The 20,709-nt window shown below is 78.4% G+C and carries 19 protein-coding genes; 12 read left to right on the forward strand and 7 right to left on the reverse strand.

What is annotated here, in order from left to right:
• Window positions 1-30: 30 nt before the first annotated feature.
• On the forward strand, window positions 31-1,323 hold the full coding sequence (locus tag D5H78_RS14530) for an FAD-binding protein (RefSeq protein WP_218566643.1): 1,293 nt from the start codon (window positions 31-33) through the stop codon (window positions 1,321-1,323).
• On the opposite strand, the gene D5H78_RS14535 is transcribed toward D5H78_RS14530, so the two are convergent.
• A complete protein-coding gene (locus D5H78_RS14535) occupies window positions 1,284-2,531 on the reverse strand; it encodes an EAL domain-containing protein (protein ID WP_119951217.1) in 1,248 nt (415 codons plus the stop codon). The two genes, D5H78_RS14530 and D5H78_RS14535, sit on opposite strands and share 40 nt — an antisense overlap.
• Before the next feature lie 113 nt (window positions 2,532-2,644).
• Between D5H78_RS14535 and D5H78_RS14540 the strand changes: the two genes are divergently transcribed.
• Both D5H78_RS14540 and D5H78_RS14545 read left to right on the forward strand, forming a co-directional pair.
• Window positions 2,645-2,950, forward strand: a complete 306-nt coding sequence (locus tag D5H78_RS14540) for a bifunctional 3-phenylpropionate/cinnamic acid dioxygenase ferredoxin subunit (RefSeq protein WP_425472963.1) — start codon at window positions 2,645-2,647, stop codon at window positions 2,948-2,950.
• A 140-nt stretch (window positions 2,951-3,090) separates the two neighbouring features.
• Entirely contained in the window at window positions 3,091-3,936 is an 846-nt protein-coding gene (locus D5H78_RS14545) for a Rossmann-fold NAD(P)-binding domain-containing protein (RefSeq protein WP_218566644.1), read from the forward strand.
• On the opposite strand, the gene D5H78_RS14550 is transcribed toward D5H78_RS14545, so the two are convergent.
• Window positions 3,933-4,697, reverse strand: a complete 765-nt coding sequence (locus tag D5H78_RS14550) for a hypothetical protein (protein WP_119951219.1) — start codon at window positions 4,695-4,697, stop codon at window positions 3,933-3,935. The genes D5H78_RS14545 and D5H78_RS14550 overlap by 4 nt on opposite strands.
• Here D5H78_RS14550 and D5H78_RS14555 point away from each other — a divergent pair.
• The 3 genes from D5H78_RS14555 (at window position 4,690) to D5H78_RS14565 (ending at window position 5,734) form a co-directional block, all read left to right on the forward strand.
• Window positions 4,690-5,064 carry a hypothetical protein gene (locus D5H78_RS14555; RefSeq protein WP_133412071.1) on the forward strand — a complete coding sequence of 125 codons (375 nt, stop codon included), beginning with the start codon at window positions 4,690-4,692 and terminating at the stop codon, window positions 5,062-5,064. The genes D5H78_RS14550 and D5H78_RS14555 overlap by 8 nt on opposite strands.
• Window positions 5,065-5,132: 68 nt before the next feature.
• Window positions 5,133-5,402 (forward strand): hypothetical protein, encoded by a 270-nt coding sequence (locus D5H78_RS14560; RefSeq protein WP_119951221.1) that lies wholly within the window; start codon window positions 5,133-5,135, stop codon window positions 5,400-5,402.
• An 86-nt stretch (window positions 5,403-5,488) separates the two neighbouring features.
• Window positions 5,489-5,734: a DUF2630 family protein gene (locus tag D5H78_RS14565; RefSeq protein WP_119951222.1), complete on the forward strand. Its 246-nt coding sequence runs from the start codon at window positions 5,489-5,491 to the stop codon at window positions 5,732-5,734.
• A gap of 123 nt (window positions 5,735-5,857) precedes the next feature.
• On the opposite strand, the gene D5H78_RS14570 is transcribed toward D5H78_RS14565, so the two are convergent.
• The 4 genes from D5H78_RS14570 to D5H78_RS14585 are packed head-to-tail and all read right to left on the reverse strand — an operon-like array spanning window position 5,858 to window position 10,393.
• A complete protein-coding gene (locus D5H78_RS14570) occupies window positions 5,858-6,868 on the reverse strand; it encodes an NAD-dependent epimerase/dehydratase family protein (RefSeq protein ID WP_119951223.1) in 1,011 nt (336 codons plus the stop codon).
• Window positions 6,865-8,484: a fatty acid CoA ligase family protein gene (locus D5H78_RS14575; protein WP_165865756.1), complete on the reverse strand. Its 1,620-nt coding sequence runs from the start codon at window positions 8,482-8,484 to the stop codon at window positions 6,865-6,867. The genes D5H78_RS14570 and D5H78_RS14575 overlap by 4 nt, the downstream gene beginning before the upstream one ends.
• The gene (locus D5H78_RS14580) at window positions 8,481-9,368 is read right to left on the reverse strand and encodes an alpha/beta fold hydrolase (protein WP_119951225.1); all 888 of its coding nucleotides are present in this window, start codon (window positions 9,366-9,368) and stop codon (window positions 8,481-8,483) included. The genes D5H78_RS14575 and D5H78_RS14580 overlap by 4 nt, the downstream gene beginning before the upstream one ends.
• Entirely contained in the window at window positions 9,365-10,393 is a 1,029-nt protein-coding gene (locus D5H78_RS14585; protein WP_119951226.1) for a 3-oxoacyl-ACP synthase III, read from the reverse strand. Before D5H78_RS14585 ends, D5H78_RS14580 begins: the two co-directional genes overlap by 4 nt.
• Before the next feature lie 194 nt (window positions 10,394-10,587).
• Between D5H78_RS14585 and hisC the strand changes: the two genes are divergently transcribed.
• The 3 genes from hisC to D5H78_RS14600 all read left to right on the forward strand — a co-directional run bounded on the left by hisC (window position 10,588) and on the right by D5H78_RS14600 (window position 15,268).
• The gene (hisC, locus tag D5H78_RS14590; protein ID WP_119951227.1) at window positions 10,588-11,676 is read left to right on the forward strand and encodes a histidinol-phosphate transaminase; all 1,089 of its coding nucleotides are present in this window, start codon (window positions 10,588-10,590) and stop codon (window positions 11,674-11,676) included.
• A gap of 172 nt (window positions 11,677-11,848) precedes the next feature.
• On the forward strand, window positions 11,849-14,062 hold the full coding sequence (locus D5H78_RS14595; RefSeq protein WP_119951228.1) for a SpoIIE family protein phosphatase: 2,214 nt from the start codon (window positions 11,849-11,851) through the stop codon (window positions 14,060-14,062).
• A gap of 168 nt (window positions 14,063-14,230) precedes the next feature.
• Window positions 14,231-15,268, forward strand: coding sequence for a hypothetical protein (locus D5H78_RS14600; protein ID WP_119951229.1), 1,038 nt, complete (start codon window positions 14,231-14,233; stop codon window positions 15,266-15,268).
• 105 nt (window positions 15,269-15,373) lie between these two features.
• Here the strand turns inward: D5H78_RS14600 and D5H78_RS14605 are convergent, their stop codons facing one another.
• Complete coding sequence (locus D5H78_RS14605) at window positions 15,374-16,573, reverse strand: peptidoglycan DD-metalloendopeptidase family protein (RefSeq protein WP_133412072.1); 1,200 nt, start codon at window positions 16,571-16,573, stop codon at window positions 15,374-15,376.
• Between the two features lie 581 nt (window positions 16,574-17,154).
• On the opposite strand from D5H78_RS14605, the gene pdhA reads away from it, so the two are divergent.
• From pdhA to D5H78_RS14620, 3 genes are read left to right on the forward strand one after another with little or no spacing between them, the layout of a single operon-like run.
• Window positions 17,155-18,252, forward strand: coding sequence for a pyruvate dehydrogenase (acetyl-transferring) E1 component subunit alpha (pdhA, locus tag D5H78_RS14610; protein ID WP_342782476.1), 1,098 nt, complete (start codon window positions 17,155-17,157; stop codon window positions 18,250-18,252).
• Window positions 18,249-19,232, forward strand: coding sequence for an alpha-ketoacid dehydrogenase subunit beta (locus tag D5H78_RS14615; protein ID WP_119951232.1), 984 nt, complete (start codon window positions 18,249-18,251; stop codon window positions 19,230-19,232). Before pdhA ends, D5H78_RS14615 begins: the two co-directional genes overlap by 4 nt.
• 17 nt (window positions 19,233-19,249) lie before the next feature.
• Complete coding sequence (locus D5H78_RS14620; protein WP_119951233.1) at window positions 19,250-20,671, forward strand: dihydrolipoamide acetyltransferase family protein; 1,422 nt, start codon at window positions 19,250-19,252, stop codon at window positions 20,669-20,671.
• Window positions 20,672-20,709 lie beyond the last annotated feature (38 nt).

A 20,709-nucleotide genomic window follows, 5' to 3' on the forward strand; every position in this document is an offset into this window, starting at 1 on the left:
CGGCGCGCGGGCGCCGGGCGAGGGGGACCCGTGGAGCTGACCAACTGGGCGGGCAACGTCGCGTTCGGCGCGCGCCGGCTGCACCGGCCCGCCTCGCTCGAGGAGCTGCGCGACGTCGTGGCCACCGCCTCGTCGGCGGGGGAGCCGGTGCGCGTCCTCGGCACCGGGCACTCGTTCAACCGGGTCGCCGACACCGACGGGCACCTCGTGTCGGTCGCCGACCTGCCGCGCGAGGTGGACGTCGACCGCGCCGCGGGCTCGGTGCGGGTCAGCGGCGGCACCCGCTACGGCGAGCTGGGGGCCCACCTGCAGGCCGCGGGCCTCGCCCTGCACAACCTCGGCTCCCTGCCGCACATCAGCGTCGCGGGGGCCTGCGCCACCGGCACGCACGGCTCGGGGGTCCGCAACCGCAACCTGCCGAGCGCGGTACGGGCCGTGGAGCTCGTCACCGCCGGCGGCGAGGTCGTCGTCCGCCGCCGCGGCGAGCCCGGCTTCGAGGGCGCGGTCCTCGCGCTGGGCGCGCTGGGGGTGGTGACCGCGCTCGAGCTGGACGTGCAGCCCTCGTACGACGTGCGCCAGGTCGTCCACGACGACCTGCCCCTCGCCGCGCTCGAGGAGGACCTCGACGGGGTGATGGGGGCGGCGTACAGCGTCAGCCTCTTCACCGACTGGCAGGACCGCGACGGGCGGGGCCCCTTGCTGCAGGCGTGGCTCAAGGCGCGCGACGGCGAGGAGCTGCCGGGGGCCGCCTGGCGCGGGTCGCGCCGCGCCGACGGCCCGCGGCACCCGGTGCCGGGCGTCGCGACCGACCCGGCGACGGAGCAGGGCGCCGTGCCGGGGCCCTGGAACGCGCGGCTGCCGCACTTCCGCCTGGAGTTCGTGCCGAGCAACGGCGAGGAGCTGCAGTCCGAGTGGTTCGTCGAGCGCGGCCACGGCATCGAGGCGCTGCGCGCGCTGCTGCCGCTCGCGGACCGGCTGGCCCCGGTGCTCATGATCAGCGAGCTGCGGACCGTCGCCGCCGACGACCTCTGGCTCAGCCCCTCGTACGAGCGGGACTGCCTCGCGCTGCACTTCACCTGGCACCTCGACACCCCGGCCGTGCTGCCGGTCGTCGCGGCCGTGGAGGAGGCGCTGGCGCCGTTCGCGGCCCGACCGCACTGGGGCAAGGTCTTCACCGCCGGCGGGCCCGAGGTGGGCGCGCTCTACCCGCGGCTGGACGACGCGCGCCGACTCGCCGCCGAGCTCGACCCGCGCGGGACGTTCCGCAACGAGCTCGTGGACCGCTACGTGCCGCGCTGGGCGGCGGCGACGGCGCCCGCCTGAGCCCGGGGCCCGGGCACCGCGGCGGCGGCCGGCGGGTAGCGGTCGGCCATCGCCCCCGGCGGGCCGGGGCGGCCGTAGTGCCAGCCCTGCGCGAGGTCCACCCTGCAGCCGAGGAGCGCGGCGGCGTCCTCCGGGCCCTCGACCCCCTCGGCGACGACCTGCGCGCCGCTGCCGTGCGCGAAGTCGCCGAGCGAGGTGACGAGGGTCCGCAGCACCGGGTCGCCGGCGACGCCGTCGACGATGCTGCGGTCGAGCTTGATGACGTCCGGCGCGGTCAGCACGATGTGGCGCAGCGAGGAGAAGCCGGTGCCGACGTCGTCGATCGCCAGGCGCATCCCGCGCGCCCGCAGCGGCCCGAGCACCGCGTGCAGGGCCTCGTAGTCCTCGACCGGGTCGTGCTCGCACAGCTCGAGCAGGACGCGCTCGAGCGGCAGCCGCCCCAGCAGGGCCGACGCCCCGGGCGTGACGAGCGTGCCGGGGCTGATGTTCATCGAGACGTAGCCCGGCACGACCTCGAGGTGGTCCGCGGCTCGCTCCAGCGCGAGCAGCTCGAGCTGGTCGCCGAGGCCGAGCTCGTGGGCCTGGGCGAAGACGACGTCGGGGGTGAGCCCCCAGGCGCGCGGGAAGCGGCTCAGCGCCTCGGCGCCGGCCCGCACGCCCGTGCCGAGGTGCACGATCGGCTGCAGGACGACCTCGGGGCCGCCCGCGTCCATGACCGGGCCGAGCCGGCCCATGACCTCGCCGCGGCGGGCGCGCTCGGTGACCTCGGGCTCGACGACCACCGCGGCGGCCTGCGCGAGCACCTCCATGAGGGCCTTGTCGCGCTTGCCGAGCCGGTGGTCGGTGGTGAGCGAGGCGGTGCAGAAGGTGCCGTACAGCGAGCCGTCGCTGAGCGTCACCGGCACGGTCACGAAGCTCCGGATGCGGGGGAAGCGGGCCGCCGGCAGCTCCATCGCGGCCGGGTGCTCGCGCAGGTCGGTCATCACGGCCGGCAGCCGCCCGTCGAGGACGGCCTGGCACAGCGTCCGCTCGCGGGCCTGCTGGTAGCCCTCCTGGAACAGCAGCGGCACGCTCGACTCCACGACCTCCAGCGTCTGCGTGCCCCCCTCCATGCGGCTGAGGAAGGCCACGCTGACGCCGAGCGACTCCTTCGCGGTGCGGAGGAGGTCGGCGAGCTGCTGCTCGACGTCGGTGCGCTGCCTGGCCACACCGGAGCATCGGCACGCCGCACCCCGGGCTGGAGGGGGCCGTCCGGGGGTATGCGCACGGGCGGCGCGGCCCGGACGGGGCCGCACGACGAGCGAGGAGACGCATGAGCACCGTGCACGAGGTCTGCCCGGCCGACGCCCTGCCCCCCGGCGAGGTGGCGGTGGTCGAGGGCACCCCCGACGGGCGCGTGGCGGTGTTCAACGTCGACGGCGAGCTGTACGGCCTCGAGGACCGCTGCTCCCACCAGCAGGCGTGGCTCTCCGAGGGGTACGTCGAGGACTGCGCCGTCGAGTGCCCCCTGCACGCGGCGATGTTCGACCTGCGCACCGGGGAGCCGAGCGGCCTGCCCGCGACGAAGCCGGTGCGCACCTACCGGGCGTACGTCGAGGGCGGCACCGTCAAGGTCGAGGTCCCCTGACCCCTGCCCCGCCGTGGTCGTGCGGTGGTGGCGGCCTCGGCCTGCCGCGATCGTGCGGTGATGGCGGCGCGCGGAAGCTGTCGGACCCCCTGCCTAGCCTCCTCAGCGGCCGGAGGGCGACGGGACGCTGGGGAGGCGGCGTGGACGCGACGACGCTGGTGCTCGGGGCGACGGGGACGACGGGGCGGCGGGTGCGCGCCGCCCTGGAGCGCCGGGGGGTGCCGCTGCGCGCGGCGTCGCGCCACGGTCCGGTGCGCTTCGACTGGGGCGACCGGACGACGTGGGACGCGGCGCTCGGGGGCGCGACGAGGCTGTGGCTCATGGCGCCCGACGGCGTGCCGGTCGACCCGGCGCTCGTCGAGCTCGCCGCGCGCCGCGGGGTGCGCCGGGTGGTGCTGCTCTCGAGCAGCGCGGTCGAGGAGATGGGCGACGCCCGGTTGCTGGCCGCCGAGGCCGCGGTGCGCGGGGCCGGCGTGCCGTGGACGGTGCTGCGCGCGGACTGGTTCGACCAGGACTTCTCCGAGGGGTTCCTGGCCCCGGGGGTCGCGGCCGGGGAGGTGGCCCTGCCCCTCGGCGACCTGCGCCAGGCGTGGGTGGACGTCGCCGACGTCGCGGAGGTGGGGGCCGCGCTGCTCGCCGGCGACGCGCGCGACGGGGCGCACGAGGGGGAGGTGCTCGAGGTCCGCGGCCCGCAGGCGCTGACCCTCGCCGAGTGCGTGCACGAGGTGGCGGTCGCCGCCGGGCGCCCGGTGCGCGCGGTGACCGACCCGGGGGCGTACGTCGCCGGCCTCGAGGCGGTCGGCGTCCCGCGGGAGGAGGCCCAGGGGGCGTTGGCGGCCTTCGCCGCCCTCGTCGCCCGCGGCGACGACCCCGACGGGGACGACCTCGTGGCGCGCGTCACCGGCCGACCGGCGCGGTCCTTCCGGGACTGGGCGCGCGCCGCCGCCGCGGAGGGGGCGTGGCAGGCGCCGGGACCTCCGGCCTAGCCCGGGGAGGTGGACCTGGCGGCCGCGGCTCCGGACCGGGGTGCGCGGGCGCCGAGGAACCTGGTGGAGGGCGCCACGGGTGCGCCCACGACCGGAAGGACCCCCGTGCCCCGCAGCGCCACCACCCGCAGCGCCACCGCGCGCCTCGCCGCCGCCGTCCTGGCCGGAGCGGTCCTCGTCCCGGTCGCCGGCGCGCTCCCGGCGGGGGCGGCCTCCGACGCGCCCGCGTCCCGCAGCGCCGCCGCCGGGCCGGCAGCGGGGCCGGAGCCCGCAGCGGGGCGGAAGCCCGCGCCGAAGCCCAAGCCGGCGCCGAAGCCCAAGCCGGCGCCGAAGCCCAAGCCGGCGCCGAAGCCCAAGCCGGCGCCGAAGCCCAAGCCGGCGCCGAAGCCCAAGCCGGCGCCGAAGCCCAAGCCGGCGCCGAAGCCCAAGCCGGCGCCGAAGCCCAAGCCGGCGCCGAAGCCCAAGCCGGCGCCGAAGCCCAAGCCGGCGCCGAAGCCCAAGCCGGCGCCGAAGCCCAAGCCGGCGCCGAAGCCCAAGCCGGCGCCGAAGCCCAAGCCGGCGCCGAAGCCCAAGCCGGCGCCGAAGCCCAAGCCGGCGCCGAAGCCCAAGCCGGCGCCGAAGCCCAAGCCGGCGCCGAAGCCCAAGCCGGCGCCGAAGCCCAAGCCGGCGCCGAAGCCCAAGCCGGCGCCGAAGCCCAAGCCGGCGCCGAAGCCCAAGCCGGCGCCGAAGCCCAAGCCCGCACCGGTCGCGGTGGTGCGCACCGGTGACGTGGTGGCGGTGGACGCCGCGGCCGGCACGCTGACCCTGCTCGTCCGCGGCGGCACCGAGAAGGACCTGCGCGGGCGGACCGTCGTCGTCGATGTGCCGGCGGGCGTGCCGGTGCTGCGCAACGACGTCGCGGCCGGGCTGGCCGACCTGCGCGTCGGCGACGAGGTCGCCGTCAAGGCGCGTCGTACCGGCACCACCGTCGTGGTGCAGCGGGTCAGCGCCGAGGGCCCGGAGGACGTCGTCGAGCCCGAGCCCGAGCCGACCGTCGAGCCGACCCCGGAGCCGACCGTCGAGCCGGCGCCGGCGCCGGAGCCGACCGTCGAGCCGGAGCCCGCGCCGGAGCCCACCCCCGCCCCCTGACGCGCGCCGGTGCCGGAGCCCTGCCCCCCGGCCCGTTTCCGGCACCCCTGCGCCGGGGACCGGGGGGCATGGCGGTCTGCGAGGTGTGCGGGAACGACTACCGGCTGGCCTTCGAGGTCCACGCGGCCGGGGCGGTGCACGTCTTCGACTCGTTCGAGTGCGCGGCGCACCGGCTCGCCCCGCGCTGCGAGCGGTGCGGCGTCACCGTGCTCGGCCACGGCGTGGAGGCGGACGGCGTCTTCTACTGCTCGGCCCACTGCGGCCGCCAGGGCGGGCGCCCGAGCGGCGCGGGCCTCGTCGACGCCTCGGGGGAGGCGCCGGTCCTCGACGGGTCCTGAGCGGCCCTTGCCGAGGCGCGGAGCGGCGGGCAGGCTGCCCCGCGCGGCCGCGGCGCACCGCCCGGCCGGGCCCCGAGGAGGACCTGGTGGACGAGTCGGACATCCTGGCGCGCGTGCGGGCGCTCGTCGACGAGGAGCACGCCCTGCGCGAGCGCCTCGCGGCCGGCGAGCTGACCGACGCGGAGGAGCACGCGGCCCTCGGCCGCGCCGAGGAGGAGCTCGACCGGTGCTGGGACCTCCTGCGCCAGCGCCGCGCCCGGCGCGAGTTCGGCGAGGACCCCGCCGCCGCGACCCCCCGCCCCGCCTCCACCGTCGAGGGCTACCTCCAGTAGGCGCCCCGTCCTCCCGGCGACCGCATGATCGCCGCCGGGCAGGTGCATGGTCGCGGCGGGTCGGGGCGCATCTTCTGCCGCGATCATGCGCGGAGGGCGCTCGCGCGTCGGGGGGGTGGGCCGTCAGGTGCCGAGGGCGGCGCGCAGGCGCCGTACGCCCTCCTCGACGCCGACCTGCGGGGACCAGCGCAGGTCCCGGCGGGCGGCGGTGAGGTCGAACCAGTGGTCGGTGGCGAGCTGGGTGGCGAGGAAGCGGGTGAGCGGGGGCTCGTCGGCCCGCCCGAGCAGCGACCAGACGCCCTCGACGGCGGCGCCGGCGCCGTACGCCAGGGGGTAGGGGACCGAGCGGCGCACCGGCGGCAGCCCGTGGGCGTCGAGGATCCGCCCGACGACGTCGGCGACGGGCCGGGGGTCACCGGCCGAGACGAAGTACGCGCGCCCGCCGCAGGCCGGGTCGTCCTCGCCGAGCCGGTCGAGCGCCGCGAGGTGCGCGGCGGCGGCGTCCTCGACGTACGTGGTGTCGACGACCGCCCCGCCGCCGCCGACGAGCCACAGCCGCCCCCGCCGGGCCCGGTCGACGATGCGCGCGGTGAGCTGGGTGTCGCCGGGGCCCCAGACCAGGTGCGGGCGCAGCGCCACCGTGCGCAGCACCCCGTCCCCGCCCCGCAGCGGCGTGCGGTCCGCGGCGAGGGCCAGCCGCTCCGCGGCCGCCTTGGTGCGCGGGTACGGGGTCTCGTAGCGCCGCGCGTACGGCAGCGACTCGTTCCCGCCGCGGATGCTCCCCCCGGCGTGGACGACGCTGGGCGTCGAGGTGTGCACGAGCCGCGGGACGCCCAGCGCCACGCACGCCTGCACCACCCGGAGCGTGCCGGTGACGTTGGCCCGGTGGTAGTCGGCCTGGCGCCCGCCCATGCCGGCCTTCGCGGCGACGTGCAGGACGGCGTCGCAGCCGGCGACGGCGTCGCGCACCGCCGCGGGGTCGGCGACGTCGCCGCGGCGCGCGTCGACGCCGAGCCGTGCGAGCCACGGGTACGACCCCCGCGCGAGCACCCGCACCGCGTCGCCCCGCGCCGCGAGCGCGCGGACGACGGCGGAGCCGAGGAACCCGCCCCCGCCGGTGACGAGGACCCTCACCGCAGCCGGCCCGCGGCCCAGCGCGCGAGGGCTGGGCGGTCGATCTTCGCGTTGTGCCGGATGTCCACCGGGAAGCGCTTGCCGTAGAAGAGCACGGTCCGGACCCGCTCGGTCACCGGTGAGGACGCCGCGAGGTCGAGCACCTCGCGGGCGAGCGCGTCGGAGGCGCGGTGGCCCGGCTCGAGCTCGAGCACCGCGACGGGCCGCTGGGCCCCCGGCTCGCCGACGCCGACGAGCGCGCTCCGTCGCACGGCGGGATGCGCGTCGAGGCGCACCTCCACCGGCACCGGCCAGAGCGTGCCGCCCGCCGCCCGCACCCGGTGCGCCGCCCGCCCGGCGAACCAGAGCCGCCCCTCGTCGTCGAGCCAGCCCGCGTCGCCCATGCGGTGCGCGAGCCGGCCGTCCCAGCGGGTCTTGGCGAGCGCGGTCTGGACGGGGCGCTCGGCGTACCGCTCGGTGACGTTGGGCCCGCGCACGACGACCTCGCCGACCTGCCCCGCCGGGAGCAGGTCCTCGGCGCGCAGCGCGGGCAGCTCGCCGTCGACGACCCGCACGACGGCGAGGTCGACGCCGGGCACCGGCCGCCCGACGCAGATCCCGACGGCGCCGGAGCGCCGCAGCCGCAGCACCTCGTCGCTGCCGACGTCGGTGACGGGGAGGGCCTCGGTGGCGCCGTACGGGGAGTGCACCTGCGCGCCGTCCGGCAGCATCGCGAGGGTGCGGCGCTGCACCTCCGGCGTCACCGGGGAGCCGGCCGACACCACGCGGGTGAGCGAGGCGGGGAAGCGCTTGCCGGTCTCGGCGCCCCAGCGGCTCACGGTGTCGAGCAGCGCCGGCGAGCCGAACATCACCGTGGCGCCGGCGTGCTCGGCGGCGGCGAGCACCTGGCGCGGGTCCACGTCCGCCGGTCGGGTCGGGTCCATCCGCGGGACGATCGTCGAGATGCCGAGCAGCGGCCCGAACAGCGCGAACGGCGGGAACGTCGCGAGGCTGACGTCGCCCGGGCCGAGGCCCCACAGCTCGCGCAGCAGCGCGACCTGGGCGAGGAACTGCGGGTGGCGGTACTCCACGCCCTTGGGGACCCCCGTGCTGCCGGTGGTGAAGAGCACCGCGGCCGGGTCCTGCGCGGGGGGTGGCGCGAAGGGCAGCCGCCGCACCCCCTCGGCCTCCACCTCGGCGAGCGTCGCCCCGCCGCCGGGCACCCGCCGCCCGACCGTCACCGACCGGCGGACCGTCGGGCACCAGCGCAGCGCCCGGCGCGCGACCTGCGCGCGGGGGATGCCCACGAACGCCTCGGGGCGCACCTCGCCGAGGCAGCGGCCGAGGTTCGCCGTGCCGATCCCGGGGTCGACGAGCACCGGCACGGCGCCCGCGCGCAGCAGGCCGAAGGCGAGCGCGAAGAAGTCCTCGCCGGGAGGCACGAGCATCGCCGTGCGGGTGCCGGGGCCGATCCCGTACGCGCTCAGCCCCGCCGCCAGCGCGTCGGCGCGGGCGTCGAGGCCGGCGTACGTCGTGGCGCGGAAGCCGCTGCGCCCGGCCGGCACCCACGCGGCGACGGCGCCGGGGGTCGTACGCGCCGCCTCGGCCAGCGCGCCCGCGAGGTCGCGGGCGCTCACGTGCGGTCCAGCAGGTCGAGCACGCGCGGGACCACGACCTCCCGGGCGTCCTCGAGGACGAAGTGCCCGGCGTCCTCGTACGCGTGGACCTCGGCCGAGGGCACCAGCTCGCGCCAGCGCTCGAGGATGCGCGCGTCGAGCACCGGGTCGCGCAGCCCCCACAGCACGAGGACCGGCACCTGCGCGAGCAGCCCCGGCAGGGCCCGCTCCGTCGCGGCGAGCAGGGCGTGCGCCGGGGCCGAGGGCGAGGCCGGCACGTCCTGCACGAAGCGCAGCACCGCGAGCCGGCGCGCGGGGGAGTCGTACGGCGCGAGGTAGCCGCGGCGCACCTGGCGCGGCATCCGGTGCACGACGCCGAGGTGCACGGCCCCGCGCACGAAGGCGTTGCCGAGCAGGACGGCCCCGTCGCCGGCGTACGGCACCCGCGCCGCCCGCAGGTGCCACGGCAGGCCGGCGCCGGGGGGCAGGGGGAACGCGGCGGTGTTGAGCAGGACCACGCGGCGCACCCGCTCGGGGTGGCGCACGGCCCAGGCGAGCGCGATCGCGCCGCCCCAGTCGTGGACCACGAGCGTCAGCGGGCCGTCGGGCAGCACGGCGTCGACGAAGCCGCCGAGGTCCTCGACCCGCCGCTCGTACGTGAAGGGGTAGTCGCCCGCCGCCGGGCGCGCGCTGCGGCCCATCCCCACGTGGTCGGGGACGACGGCGCGGTGCCCGTGCGCGGCGACCGCCGCGGCGAGGTGCCGGTAGTGGTACGACCAGGACGGGTTGCCGTGCACCATGAGCACCGGCTCGCCGGCGCCCTCGTCGAGGTACGCGACGTCCTGGCCCCCCACGGTCACGTGGCGGGCGTCCGGGAGGTCGGGGAGGCGGAGGTCCGCCCTCACCAGTGCACTTCCGCGGCGCAGGCGTTGAGCCCGCTGCCGATGCCCATGAGGACCGCCTTGTCGCCGCGGCGCAGCCGGCCCTCCTCCGCCGCCTTGGACAGCACGTACGGCACGGAGGCCGGCCCCATGTTGCCGTGCTCGGGGAAGATCAGCGGCACGCGCTGCGGGTCGATGCCGAGGGTGTCGCAGACCGCGCGGGTGTGGACGAGGCTCACCTGGTGCAGGGCGTAGAGGTCGAAGCCGTCCGGGTCCCACCCGTACGCGTCCACGGCCTCCTTCCACGTGAGGTGGCCCAGCTCGATGCCGGCGTCGAGCAGCCCGCGCAGGTCGGTGAGCATCTCGTGGGCGTGGCCGGTGCACAGGTGCGCGTGCTGCGTGCTCGCCCGGCTCAGACCGCCGAGGTACGCGTGCCCGTCGTCGACCGTGCCCTTGCGGGACAGCACCATGGCCACCGCGCCGGAGCCGAGCGTCAGCGTCGCGAACTGCTCGCGCAGGACCTCCGGGGTGCCCTTGGTGAGCAGCCGCTCGATGGTCGACTCGACGACGAAGCGGCTGCTCTCGGCGTTGACGACGATCCCGTGGTCGATCTCGCCGCGCTCGATCATCGTCGAGACCAGGTTCATCCCGTTGACGAAGCCCAGGCAGGCGTTGCCCAGGTCGAAGTTCATGGCGGTCGTGGGCAGGCCGAGCTTGCCGTGCACGATGCTCGCGGTCGACGGCTCGAGGAAGTCGCGGCTCACCGAGGTGTTGACGAGCATGCCGAGCTGCTCGGCGGGGACGCCGCTGCGCTCGATCGCGCGGCGCCCGGCCTCGGCGGCGGGGTCGCTCGGCGGCGTGCCCTCGTCCCAGACGCGGCGCTGGCTGATGCCGACGAGGCGCCCGAGCAGGCCGCGGCCCACCCCGAGCCGCTTCATCGCCGGCGCCAGCCGGTCCTCGATGGCCTCGGAGGTGAGGACCTGCGGGGCGTCCAGGTGCGCCAGCCCGCTGATGACGACGTCGCTGTAGCGCTGTCCTGCGTTCGGCACCCGCGGTCCCCTGTCACCTGGTCATCGGCGCTGGCGTCAGCGCTCGTCGTCAGCACCCCTCGAGCGCCCCAGCGTATGCGAGCAGCGCGCCGGGGCGTCCCGACGCGGTACCCGCCCCGGCGCCGCCGCAACCGGTCCCCCCGCCCTCCCGCGCCCGCCACGCGCTCGTCGGGGTCCCGCCCTAGGCTGCGCCCGTGACGGACGCCACCCCTGCCGCCGCCCCCTCCACCCCGCGCCTGCGCGCGGCGCTCGACGCCGTGCCCGCGTACGTGCCCGGCCGGACCGCCGCGGGCGAGGTGCTGTGGAAGGCGTCGTCCAACGAGAACCCGTACCCGCCGCTGCCGGGGGTCCTCGAGGCCGTCGGGCGCGAGGTCGCGGCCATGAACCGCTACCCCGACATGACCGCGGGGGCGCTCGTGCAGGAGCTGTCCCGCCGCTTCGACGTGCCGCCGGAGCACCTGGCCACCGGCACCGGCAGCGTGGGCGTGCTCCAGCAGGTCGTGCAGGCCACCGCCGGGCCGGGCGACGAGGTCGTCTTCGCCTGGCGCTCCTTCGAGGCGTACCCGATCGTCGTCGGCATCGCGGGGGCCACCGCCGTGCGGGTGCCGCTCACCGCCACCGAGGAGCACGACCTCGACGCCATGGCCGAGGCGATCACGGACCGTACGCGCCTCGTGCTCGTCTGCTCGCCGAACAACCCGACCGGCCCGGCGGTCCGGCGGGCCGCCCTCGAGCGCTTCCTCGACCGGGTGCCGCCGGACGTCCTCGTCGTGCTCGACGAGGCGTACCGCGAGTTCGTGCGCGACCCGGAGGTGCCGGACGGGGTCGAGCTGCACCGCGACCGCCCCGGCCTGTGCGTGCTGCGGACGTTCTCGAAGGCGTACGGCCTCGCCGGCCTGCGGGTCGGCTTCGCGGTGGCCCACCCGCCGGTCGCCGAGGCGCTGCGCAAGACGGCGGTGCCCTTCGGCGTCAGCGGGCCGGCGCAGGTGGCCGCGATCGCGTCCCTGCGCTCGGAGGAGGCGCTGGCGGAGCGGGTCGAGGCGCTCGTGCAGGAGCGGGCGCGGGTCGTGGCGGCGCTGCGCGCCCAGGGCTGGGACCCGCCCGCGAGCGAGGCGAACTTCGTCTGGCTGCGGCTCGGGGAGCGCACGGGGGAGTTCGCGGCCGCCTGCGAGCGGGCGGGGGTCGTCGTGCGCCCGTTCGCGGGCGAGGGCGCGCGGGTCACCGTCGCCGAGCCCGAGGCGAACGACGCGTGGCTCGCGGTGGCGGCGACGTTCGTCCCCTGACGCCGCTCACGGGGAGGGATGGGGTCGTCGCCAGGGGGTAGTCGCTGGGTCACGATCACCCGTCCGCCGTACGGGGGACGACGCCGCGCAGCCCTGTGGTCACGGGCTGCGCCGCCCTACAGTGGGGCCGCGCGGAAGGACCGCCGCGGTGTGCGAGGGGGAAGCGGACCGCATGGACACGCCCGCCACGGCGACCCGGCGCGCGCCGGGCACCGCGGCCGAGCGCCTGGCCGTCGTGCTGCGCGTCGCCCGCCGGCTCGCGGCGGTGCACGACGAGGCCGAGGCCGCCCGGACGCTGGTCGCGGCGGTCCGCGACCTGCTCGCGGCGCGCACCGGGTTCGCCTACCTCGATCGCGGCGACCGGCTCGAGATCGTCGCCGAGGAGGGGGGCGAGCCGGGCGCGGCGCAGCGCTGGGGCGCCCTGCCGCTGGACGTCGACCTGCCCGTGACCCGCGCCGTCCGCGAGCGCGCGGTGCTGCACCTGCCGGACCTCGCCACCCGCGACGCGCTGTTCCCGCACCTCGCCGGCACCCCGCTCGCGGCCGCCGGCTGGGTCGTCCTGCCCCTGCTCGTCGACGGCGCCGAGGGCGCCGAGCGCTGCCTCGGTGCCCTCGCGGTCGGCTGGACCGACCCGCACCCGCTCGACGAGGACGAGCGGGGCTTCCTCGAGGCGCTCGCCAGCCACGGCGCCCAGGCCCTGGACCGGGCGCGGCTGTGGGCCGCGGAGCGGGCGGCGCGCCGCTCCGCCGAGCGCACCGCCGAGCGGCTGCGCCTGCAGCAGCGGCTCTCCGCACGGCTCACGGAGGCGCACGACGTCGGCGCCGTCACCGCGACCGCCCTCGCGCACGTGCGCGACGCGCTCGGCGCCGCCGGCGCCTCGCTCCTGCAGGTCGACCAGCGCCGCGGCGAGCTGGTCCGGCTGGGCGCCGCGGGGGTGCCGACGCTGCCCGGCGCCGACGGTGCCGCGCTGCCGCTGGCGGCGCCGTCGCCGCAGTCCGACGCGGTGCGCCGCCGGGCGCCCGTCGTGCTCGCCGACGCGGCCGAGCGGGCCGCGCGCTACCCCCTGCACGCGGGCGGGGTGGCCGGGGAGGGGCTGGTGTGCGTGCCGCTCGTCCTCGAGGGGCGCGCGCGGGGCGCGCTGAGCGTCGTCCTGGCCGGGCCCTGCACGTGGGGCGAGGACGAGCTGCGCCACCTCGAGGCCGTCGCGGCCCAGTGCGCGCAGGCCCTCGAGCGCGCCCGGCTCTTCGAGCACACCCGCTGGGTGGCCTCGACGCTGCAGCGCAGCCTGCTGCCCGCGCGGCTCCCCGCGCTGCCGGGCCTGCAGGTCGCGGTGCGCTACCGCCCGGTCAGCCGGCGCGCGGAGGTGGGCGGTGACTTCTACGACGTCTTCCGCATCGCCCCGGGGCGCTTCGGCCTGGTCATCGGCGACGTCTCCGGCAAGGGCGTTCCCGCGGCCACCCTCACCGCGATGGCCCGCTACACCGTGCGCGCCGCCGCCCGGCGCGAGACCGGGCCGGCGGAGGTGCTGGGCGTGCTCAACGAGGCGATCCTCGAGGCGGGGGAGGAGGACGACCGGTTCGCCACGGTCGCGTACCTCGACGTCGAGCCGGTCGAGGGCGGCGCCCGCGTGCGGCTGTGCGTGGGCGGGCACCCCCTGCCCGTGCTGCGGCGCGCCGGCGGCGGCGTGGGGCCGGTCGGCCGCCCCGGGATGGCGCTGGGGCTCCTGCCGGTGCCCGACGTCGACGACGTGGAGATCGTGCTCGGGGCCGGCGACGCCCTCGCGCTCTTCACCGACGGCGTCGTGGAGGCCCGCGACGCGTCCGGGGCGTTCGACGACGACCTGCCCGAGCGGGTGCTGCGCGGCGTGCCGGCCGGCGCCGACGCCGAGGAGGTCGCCGACCGGCTCGAACGGGCCGCCCTCGACTTCCAGTCCGGCGCTCCGCGCGACGACATCGCGGTGCTCGTGCTGCGCGTGCCGTCGGCGACCGACGCGGTGTGGGCCCGCGGCTCCGCGGCCCTCACCCTCGACGGCGACCCCACGTCGCCCGCGCTCGCCCGGCGGATGGTCCGGGCGTTCCTGCGCGCGCACGGGCTCGACGCGGTCGACGAGGTCGCCACCTTGCTCACGAGCGAGGTCGTCACCAACGCCGTGGTGCACGCGCGCACCGCGGTGGGGCTGCGGGTGCACGCGGCCGCCGACCGCGTGCGCGTCGAGGTCAGCGACGGGTCGCGCCGGCGGCCGGTGCGCCGCGAGCTCGACACCGAGGCCACGGGCGGGCGGGGCCTGCTCCTGCTGGACCGGCTCGCGACGACGTGGGACGTGCGGCGCACCGGCGACGGCAAGACCGTCTGGTTCGAGCTCGAGGCGCCGCCCGCGGACGGCTGACCCCCGTACGCCCCCCGCGCGGTCCCCGCGGCGCCGTCGCCCGGACGGCCCCGTCCGCAGGTCCCGGACGGCCCCGTCCGCAGGTCCCTGCCGCACCGGCCCGCAGGTCCCGGTCCTCACCCGGACGGAGACCTCAAGCCGGGCGGGCGCGGTGCCGAAGGTACCGGCATGAGGACCCCGTACCGCCCGTCCCGCCCCGCCGCGCGGGGCGACGAGCGCGGGGGCGCGCCCGCCGCGGCCCCGCGCCCCGGCGAGCCCGCCGACGTGCTGCCCGCCGGCGCGGGGCTGCGCGACCTCGGGTCCGACCTGGCCCGCGCCACCCTCGCCGGTCTCGCCGCCGCGGCCCTGGCGGTCGCCGGCGTCGCCGGCGTCGGGCAGCTCGGCGGCGCCCCCGGCCCCCGCGGGTCCGCCGGGGCCGCCGCGGCGCCGTACGCCGCCGGGCCCGGCCCCGCCCCGGCCCCGCCCGCGCCGCTCGACCTGCGCCCCGCGCCCTCGCCGACGGACGGCGCGACCAGCCCGGCCGGCGCCCCCGCCGCGACCGGTGCGGCCGGTGCGAGCGGCGCCCCGACCGCGGTCCTCGACCTGCCCGGGGCGGCGCAGGGCCGCGGGGTCCTGCGGCGCGGCGCACCGCTCGGGGTGGACCCGGTGCCCGGCGCCGACCGACGGGCGGAGGCGCCCGGCGCCCCCGGGGGCGCCCCGGCCCCGCGCGACGGTGCCCCCGCCCAGCCGCTGCCGGGCGGCGACGGGCCCGGCTCCCCGGTCGGGGACGACGACTTCGTCGTCGACGCCGGCGACGTGGTGACCCCCGTGCCGACCCCGCGCCCGACGCAGGAGCCCGCGCCGTCCACGCCGTCCACGCCGTCCGCGCCGTCCACGCCGCCGCCCGTCGTGGAGGCGCCCGGCGACCCGGCTCCCACCGACCCCGCCACGGGCACGCCCGACCCGGGCAGCCAGGCGCCGGACCCGCAGCCGAGCCCCGAGCCGCAGCCCGTGCAGACCCCGCCGCCCGTCGTCGTCGACCCGCCGACCGCGACGGGCCCGGGGACGGTGCCCCCGACGGCGCAGCCCCCGGCGTCGACCCCCGACCGCGCGCCCGACGGGGCCCCCGCGGGCGCCGCGGAGCAGGGCGCGCCGGCCGCGCCGGCCGCGCCGGCCGCGCCCGCCGGGGAGCCGCCCGCGGCGCCGGAGCCCGCCGCCGCCCCGTGACCCGCCGCGGGTCCGCCCCCGACGTGCCCCCGACGGGCCCCCGACGCGCGAGCGCCCGCCCGCCCCCTCGACGGGGCCGGGCGGGCGCTCGCGCGTCCTGGCGGGTCAGCGCAGGTAGGGCTCCGGGTCGACGTACTCGCCGTCGACCAGCACCTCGAAGTGCAGGTGGCAGCCGGTGGAGTAGCCGGTCGTGCCGATCTCGCCGATGACCTGGCCCTGGGCGACGCTCTGCCCGGTGGCGGTCTGCAGGCCCTGCTGGTGGCTGTACGCCGTCGCGAGGCGCCGGCCGCCGACGACCCCGTGGTCGATGACGGTGCGGTAGCCGTAGCCGCTCGCGTACTCCGCCTCGACGACGCGCCCGGCCTGCGCGGCGAGGATCGGCGTGCCGCAGGAGTTGGCGATGTCCATGCCGGTGTGGAGCTTGTGCACCCCGGTGATGGGGTGGGTGCGCATGCCGTAGGGCGAGGTGAAGCTGCCCTCGGCGGGCACGACCAGGCCGGAGCCGGACACCGGCGGCACCCCGGTCGCGGCCATGGTGGCCAGGCGCTCCTTGAGCGCGGCGGCCTCGTCCTGCATCGCGCGGTACTGCGCCTCGTCGAGCCGCTTCGTGGCCTCGGCGCGGGCGACGGCCTCGGCCCGCACGGCGACGAGGGCGGTGACGCGGTCGCGGCTGCGGCTGGCGCGGGTGACGAGGGAGCGCTCGCGCTCGACGACCGCCTCGGCGGCGGCCTCGCGGCGCTGCACCTCCGAGCGCGCGGCGGACAGGGCTGCCTCGTGCTCGGCGAGGCGCGCGCGCTGGGCGTCGAGGTGCGCGATCTGGTCCGACTGGCGCTGGGACACCTCGCTCGTCAGGGCGACGGCGGCGGCGAGCTCCTGCGCGTCGCGCGCCCCGAGGGCGACCGAGAGCTGGCGGGCGGGACCGTCGAGGCCCTGCACGTACACCTCGTGGGCCAGGGCGGCGGCGGTGCGCTCGGCCTCGGCCAGGGCGGCGCGGGTGCGCGCGACCTGCGCGGTGGCGGCCCGCTCGGCACGCTGGGCGCGCACGAGCTCGGCGGCGACGGCGCGCTCGCGGGCCTGGGCGCCGCGCAGCGCGCGGGTCGCCCGCTCCAGCTCGGCCTGCGCCCGCGGGAGCGCGGCCTGGGCCTGCGCGAGGCGGTCGCGCGCGTCGCCGACGGCGGCGCGCGAGCGCTCCACGGCGACGGCCCCGCGCTCGTCGGCCGCGGCGAGGGGTGCACCGGCGACGACGGGGAAGAGGGACGCGGACAGGGCTGCGCACGCAGCGAGGACGACGGGACGTGCTCGCACGGGCGGCAGCTCCTCGGGGTCGCGGTCGGCGCGCGCCGTCAAGGCGGCGCGCCGTTCGGGGGACGCTGGGAAACTACCTGCCGGGGCACCAAGCGGCGGTAAAGCGGCGGCGATCCTGTGGACGGGACCGCCCGTCGGGCCCCGCCGCCGGCACGCACCGCCAGCGTCCCGTCGCGCAGCGTCCCGACGCCGGGCCGGCCCACCCCGCACCGCCGCCGGGGCACCGCTGCGCCGCGTCCCCGCAGGTCACGCCCCGGTCACGCCGGGGCCACCCGGGCGCCGCCCGCCGTCCCCCGGGCCCGCCGGGCCCGCCGGGCCCCCGCTCCTACCCCCGGACCGGTACGTTGTCCCGCACGGGCCTGTGAGTCGCACCACAGGGGCGTCCCACGGGGCCCGGACGGGCACCGGAGCCCCCCACCTCGGGGCGCCGCGGGCCCGTCGCCGGCCGCACCCGCCGGCGCCCGGGGACCCCGGGCGGGCGGGACGTGACGAGGACAGGAGCGCCCGTGACCGACACCGTCGTCGGCGCGGCGGGCGCCCGGGCGCACCCCGGGACCGCCGCGCAGGCCCCCACCCCCGACGTGCCCGGGGAGGTCGCCGGCCCCGAGCTCGTGCAGCTGCTGACGCCCGAGGGCGAGCGGGTGCACCACCCGCGCTACGACCTCGAGACCACGCCCGAGGAGCTGCGCTCCCTCTACCGCGACCTCGTCCTCGTGCGCCGGGTCGACGTGGAGGCCACCGCCCTGCAGCGCCAGGGCGAGCTCGGCATCTGGGCCAGCCTGCTCGGCCAGGAGGCGGCCCAGGTCGGCTCGGGCCGCGCGCTGCTGGCGCGGGACCACGCGTTCCCGACCTACCGCGAGCACGGCGTCGCCTGGACGCGCGGGGTCGACCCGCTCCAGCTGCTCGGCCTCTTCCGCGGGGTGAACCACGGCGGCTGGGACCCGGCCGAGCACGGCTTCCACCTCTACACGATCGTCATCGGCGCCCAGACGCTGCACGCCACCGGCTACGCGATGGGGATGCAGCGCGACGGCGCCGAGGCGGCCACCATCGCGTACTTCGGCGACGGCGCCTCCAGCCAGGGCGACGTCAACGAGGCCTTCACCTTCGCCAGCGTCACCTCGGCCCCGGTCGTGTTCTTCTGCCAGAACAACCACTGGGCGATCTCCGAGCCGCTGGAGCGCCAGACCCGCATCCCGCTCTACCAGCGCGCGCTCGGCTTCGGCTTCCCCGGCGTGCGGGTCGACGGCAACGACGTGCTCGCGTGCCTCGCCGTGACCCGCGACGCCCTGCGCACCGCGCGCGAGGGCGGCGGCCCGACGCTCGTCGAGGCCTACACGTACCGGATGGGCGCGCACACGACCTCCGACGACCCGACCCGCTACCGCATCGCCAGCGAGGTCGAGCAGTGGAAGCTCAAGGACCCGCTCGAGCGGCTCAAGGCGCACCTCGTGCGGGGCGGCTGGGCCGACCAGGCCTTCCTCGACGACCTCGACCGGGAGGCCGAGGCGCTGGCCGTACGGCTGCGCGAGGGCTGCCGCGCGCTGCCCGACCCGCCGCCCACGGCGATGTTCGACCACGTGTACGCCGAGCCCCACCCGCTCCTCGCGGAGGAGCGGGCCGGGATGGTCGACTACCTCGCCTCGTTCGAGGACGCTCCCGAGGGGGCCGCGCGATGACCACCACGACGCTCGCGAAGGCGCTCAACGGCGGGCTGCGCCGCGCCATGGACGCCGACCCCAAGGTCCTCGTCATGGGCGAGGACGTCGGCAAGCTCGGCGGCGTCTTCCGGGTCACCGACGGCCTGCAGAAGGACTTCGGCGAGGACCGGGTCATCGACACCCCGCTCGCCGAGTCCGGCATCGTCGGCACGGCGATCGGCCTGGCCCTGCGCGGCTACCGCCCCGTGGTGGAGATCCAGTTCGACGGCTTCGTCTACCCGGCGTTCGACCAGATCGTCAGCCAGCTGGCCAAGATGCGCGCCCGCTCGCTGGGCGCGGTGTCCCTGCCGGTCGTCGTGCGGATCCCCGTCGGCGGCGGGATCGGCGCCGTCGAGCACCACAGCGAGTCCAACGAGGCGTACTTCGCCCACACCGCCGGCCTGCGCGTCGTCGCCTGCTCGACCCCGGACGACGCGTACTGGATGGTGCAGCAGGCCGTGGCCTGCGAGGACCCGGTGCTGCTCTACGAGCCCAAGCGGCGCTACTGGGACAAGGGCGAGGTCGACGAGGCGCGCGCCTGGGACGACCTCACGCCGCTGCACGCGGCGCGGGTGCTGCGCGAGGGCACCGACGTCACCGTCGCCGCGTACGGCCCGACGGTCCGCACGGCGCTCGACGCCGCGGCGGCCGCCGAGCGGGAGGGGACGTCCCTCGAGGTGCTCGACCTGCGCTCGCTGTCCCCGCTCGACCTCGGCGCGCTCGAGGCGTCGGTCGCGCGCACCGGGCGGCTCGTCGTCGTCCACGAGGCGCCGACCTTCCTCGGCCTCGGCGCCGAGGTGGCGGCCCGGGTGACCGAGCGCTGCTTCTACCGGCTCGAGGCGCCCGTGCTGCGCGTCGGCGGCTACGACGTGCCGTACCCGCCGAGCCGCCTCGAGGACGCCTTCCTGCCCGACCTCGACCGCGTCCTCGACGCCGTCGACCGCTCGCTCGCCTTCTGAGGACCCGAGGACCTGACGTGCCCGAGATCAAGCAGTTCCGCCTGCCCGACGTCGGCGAGGGCCTCACCGAGGCCGAGATCGTGTCGTGGAAGGTCAAGGAGGGCGACGCCGTCGCCGTCAACGACGTCATCGTCGAGATCGAGACCGCGAAGTCGCTCGTCGAGCTGCCGTGCCCGTACGCCGGCGTCGTCGCCGAGCTGCTCGTGCCCGAGGGCACCACGGCCGACGTCGGCGCGCCGATCATCGCCGTCGACGTGGCCGTCGGGGCGTCCGCGCCGCCCGTGCAGGCGACCTCCTCGCTCGCCGAGGACCTGGTGCCCACGCCGCCGCCGGTCACCGAGGAGGCGCCGGCGCGCCAGCCCGTGCTCGTCGGGTACGGCCCCCGCGCCGCCGCCACCGCGCGCCGGCCCCGGCGCGGGCGCCCCGACCCGTCCGGCGCGGCGCCGGTCCAGCAGGCGCTGCACGGCGCGTTCGTGCCCTCGCCCTCGCCCGCCCCCGCGCAGGCCCCCGGGCCCGTCCCGGCGGCGGTGCTCGCCAAGCCCCCCGTGCGCCGCCTGGCCAAGGAGCTGGGCGTCGACCTCGCGACCGTGGACCCCACCGGTCCCGGCCGGGTCGTCACCCGCGCCGACGTCGAGGCCGCCGCGGCCGCCGCAGCCCCCGGCCGTGATCATGCAGCTCCCGGGCGTGATCATGCAGATCCCGGCCGCGATCATGCAGTGCCCGGACGTGACCATGCGCCCGCCGGCGCGGTGCGCATCCCGGTCAAGGGCGTGCGCAAGGCGACCGCGCGGGCGATGGTCGCGAGCGCCTTCACCGCGCCGCACGTCACCGAGTGGGTCGAGGTCGACGTCACCCGGACGCTCAAGCTCGTGCGCCGGCTCAAGGAGGACCCCGCGCTCGCGGGCCTGCGGGTCGGCCCGCTGCTGCTCGTCGCGCGGGCCTTCGTCCTCGCGCTGCGCCGGCACCCCGAGGCCAACGCGTCGTGGGACGAGGACGCGCAGGAGATCGTCCTGCACCCCGCGGTGCACCTCGGCATCGCCGCGGCGACCCCGCGCGGGCTCGTCGTGCCGAACGTCAAGGGCGCCGATGCCCTGGCCCTGCCGGACCTGGCCCGGGCGCTGGACGAGCTCGTCCGCACCGCGCGCGCGGGCCGTACGCAGCCCGCCGACCTGCAGGGCGGCACCGCGACGATCACCAACGTCGGCGTCTTCGGCGTCGACGGCGGCACCCCGATCCTCAACCCCGGGGAGTCGGTGATCCTCGCCGTCGGCGCGGTCCGCGAGAAGCCGTGGGTGCACAAGGGCAGGGTCCGCCCGCGCTCGGTGCTCCAGCTGTCGCTGAGCTTCGACCACCGCCTCGTCGACGGCGAGCTGGGCTCGAAGCTCCTCGCCGACGTGGCGCGGGTGCTCGAGGACCCGTCGTACGCCCTCGCCCTCTGACCCGCGGCGGGTCACCGCCGCGACCACGCGGAGCACCC

This window comes from Vallicoccus soli, from assembly GCF_003594885.1.
In the GTDB taxonomy this organism is placed as follows: domain Bacteria; phylum Actinomycetota; class Actinomycetes; order Motilibacterales; family Motilibacteraceae; genus Vallicoccus; species Vallicoccus soli.

Excerpts from the sequence above, each read along its gene's own strand:
- D5H78_RS14615 (WP_119951232.1), top strand. The coding sequence starts at position 18,249 with ATGACCACCACGACGCTCGCGAAGGCGCTCAACGGCGGGCTGCGCCGC.
- D5H78_RS14595 (WP_119951228.1), top strand. The coding sequence starts at position 11,849 with ATGGACACGCCCGCCACGGCGACCCGGCGCGCGCCGGGCACCGCGGCC.
- D5H78_RS14560 (WP_119951221.1), top strand. The coding sequence starts at position 5,133 with ATGGCGGTCTGCGAGGTGTGCGGGAACGACTACCGGCTGGCCTTCGAG.
- D5H78_RS14600 (WP_119951229.1), top strand. The coding sequence starts at position 14,231 with ATGAGGACCCCGTACCGCCCGTCCCGCCCCGCCGCGCGGGGCGACGAG.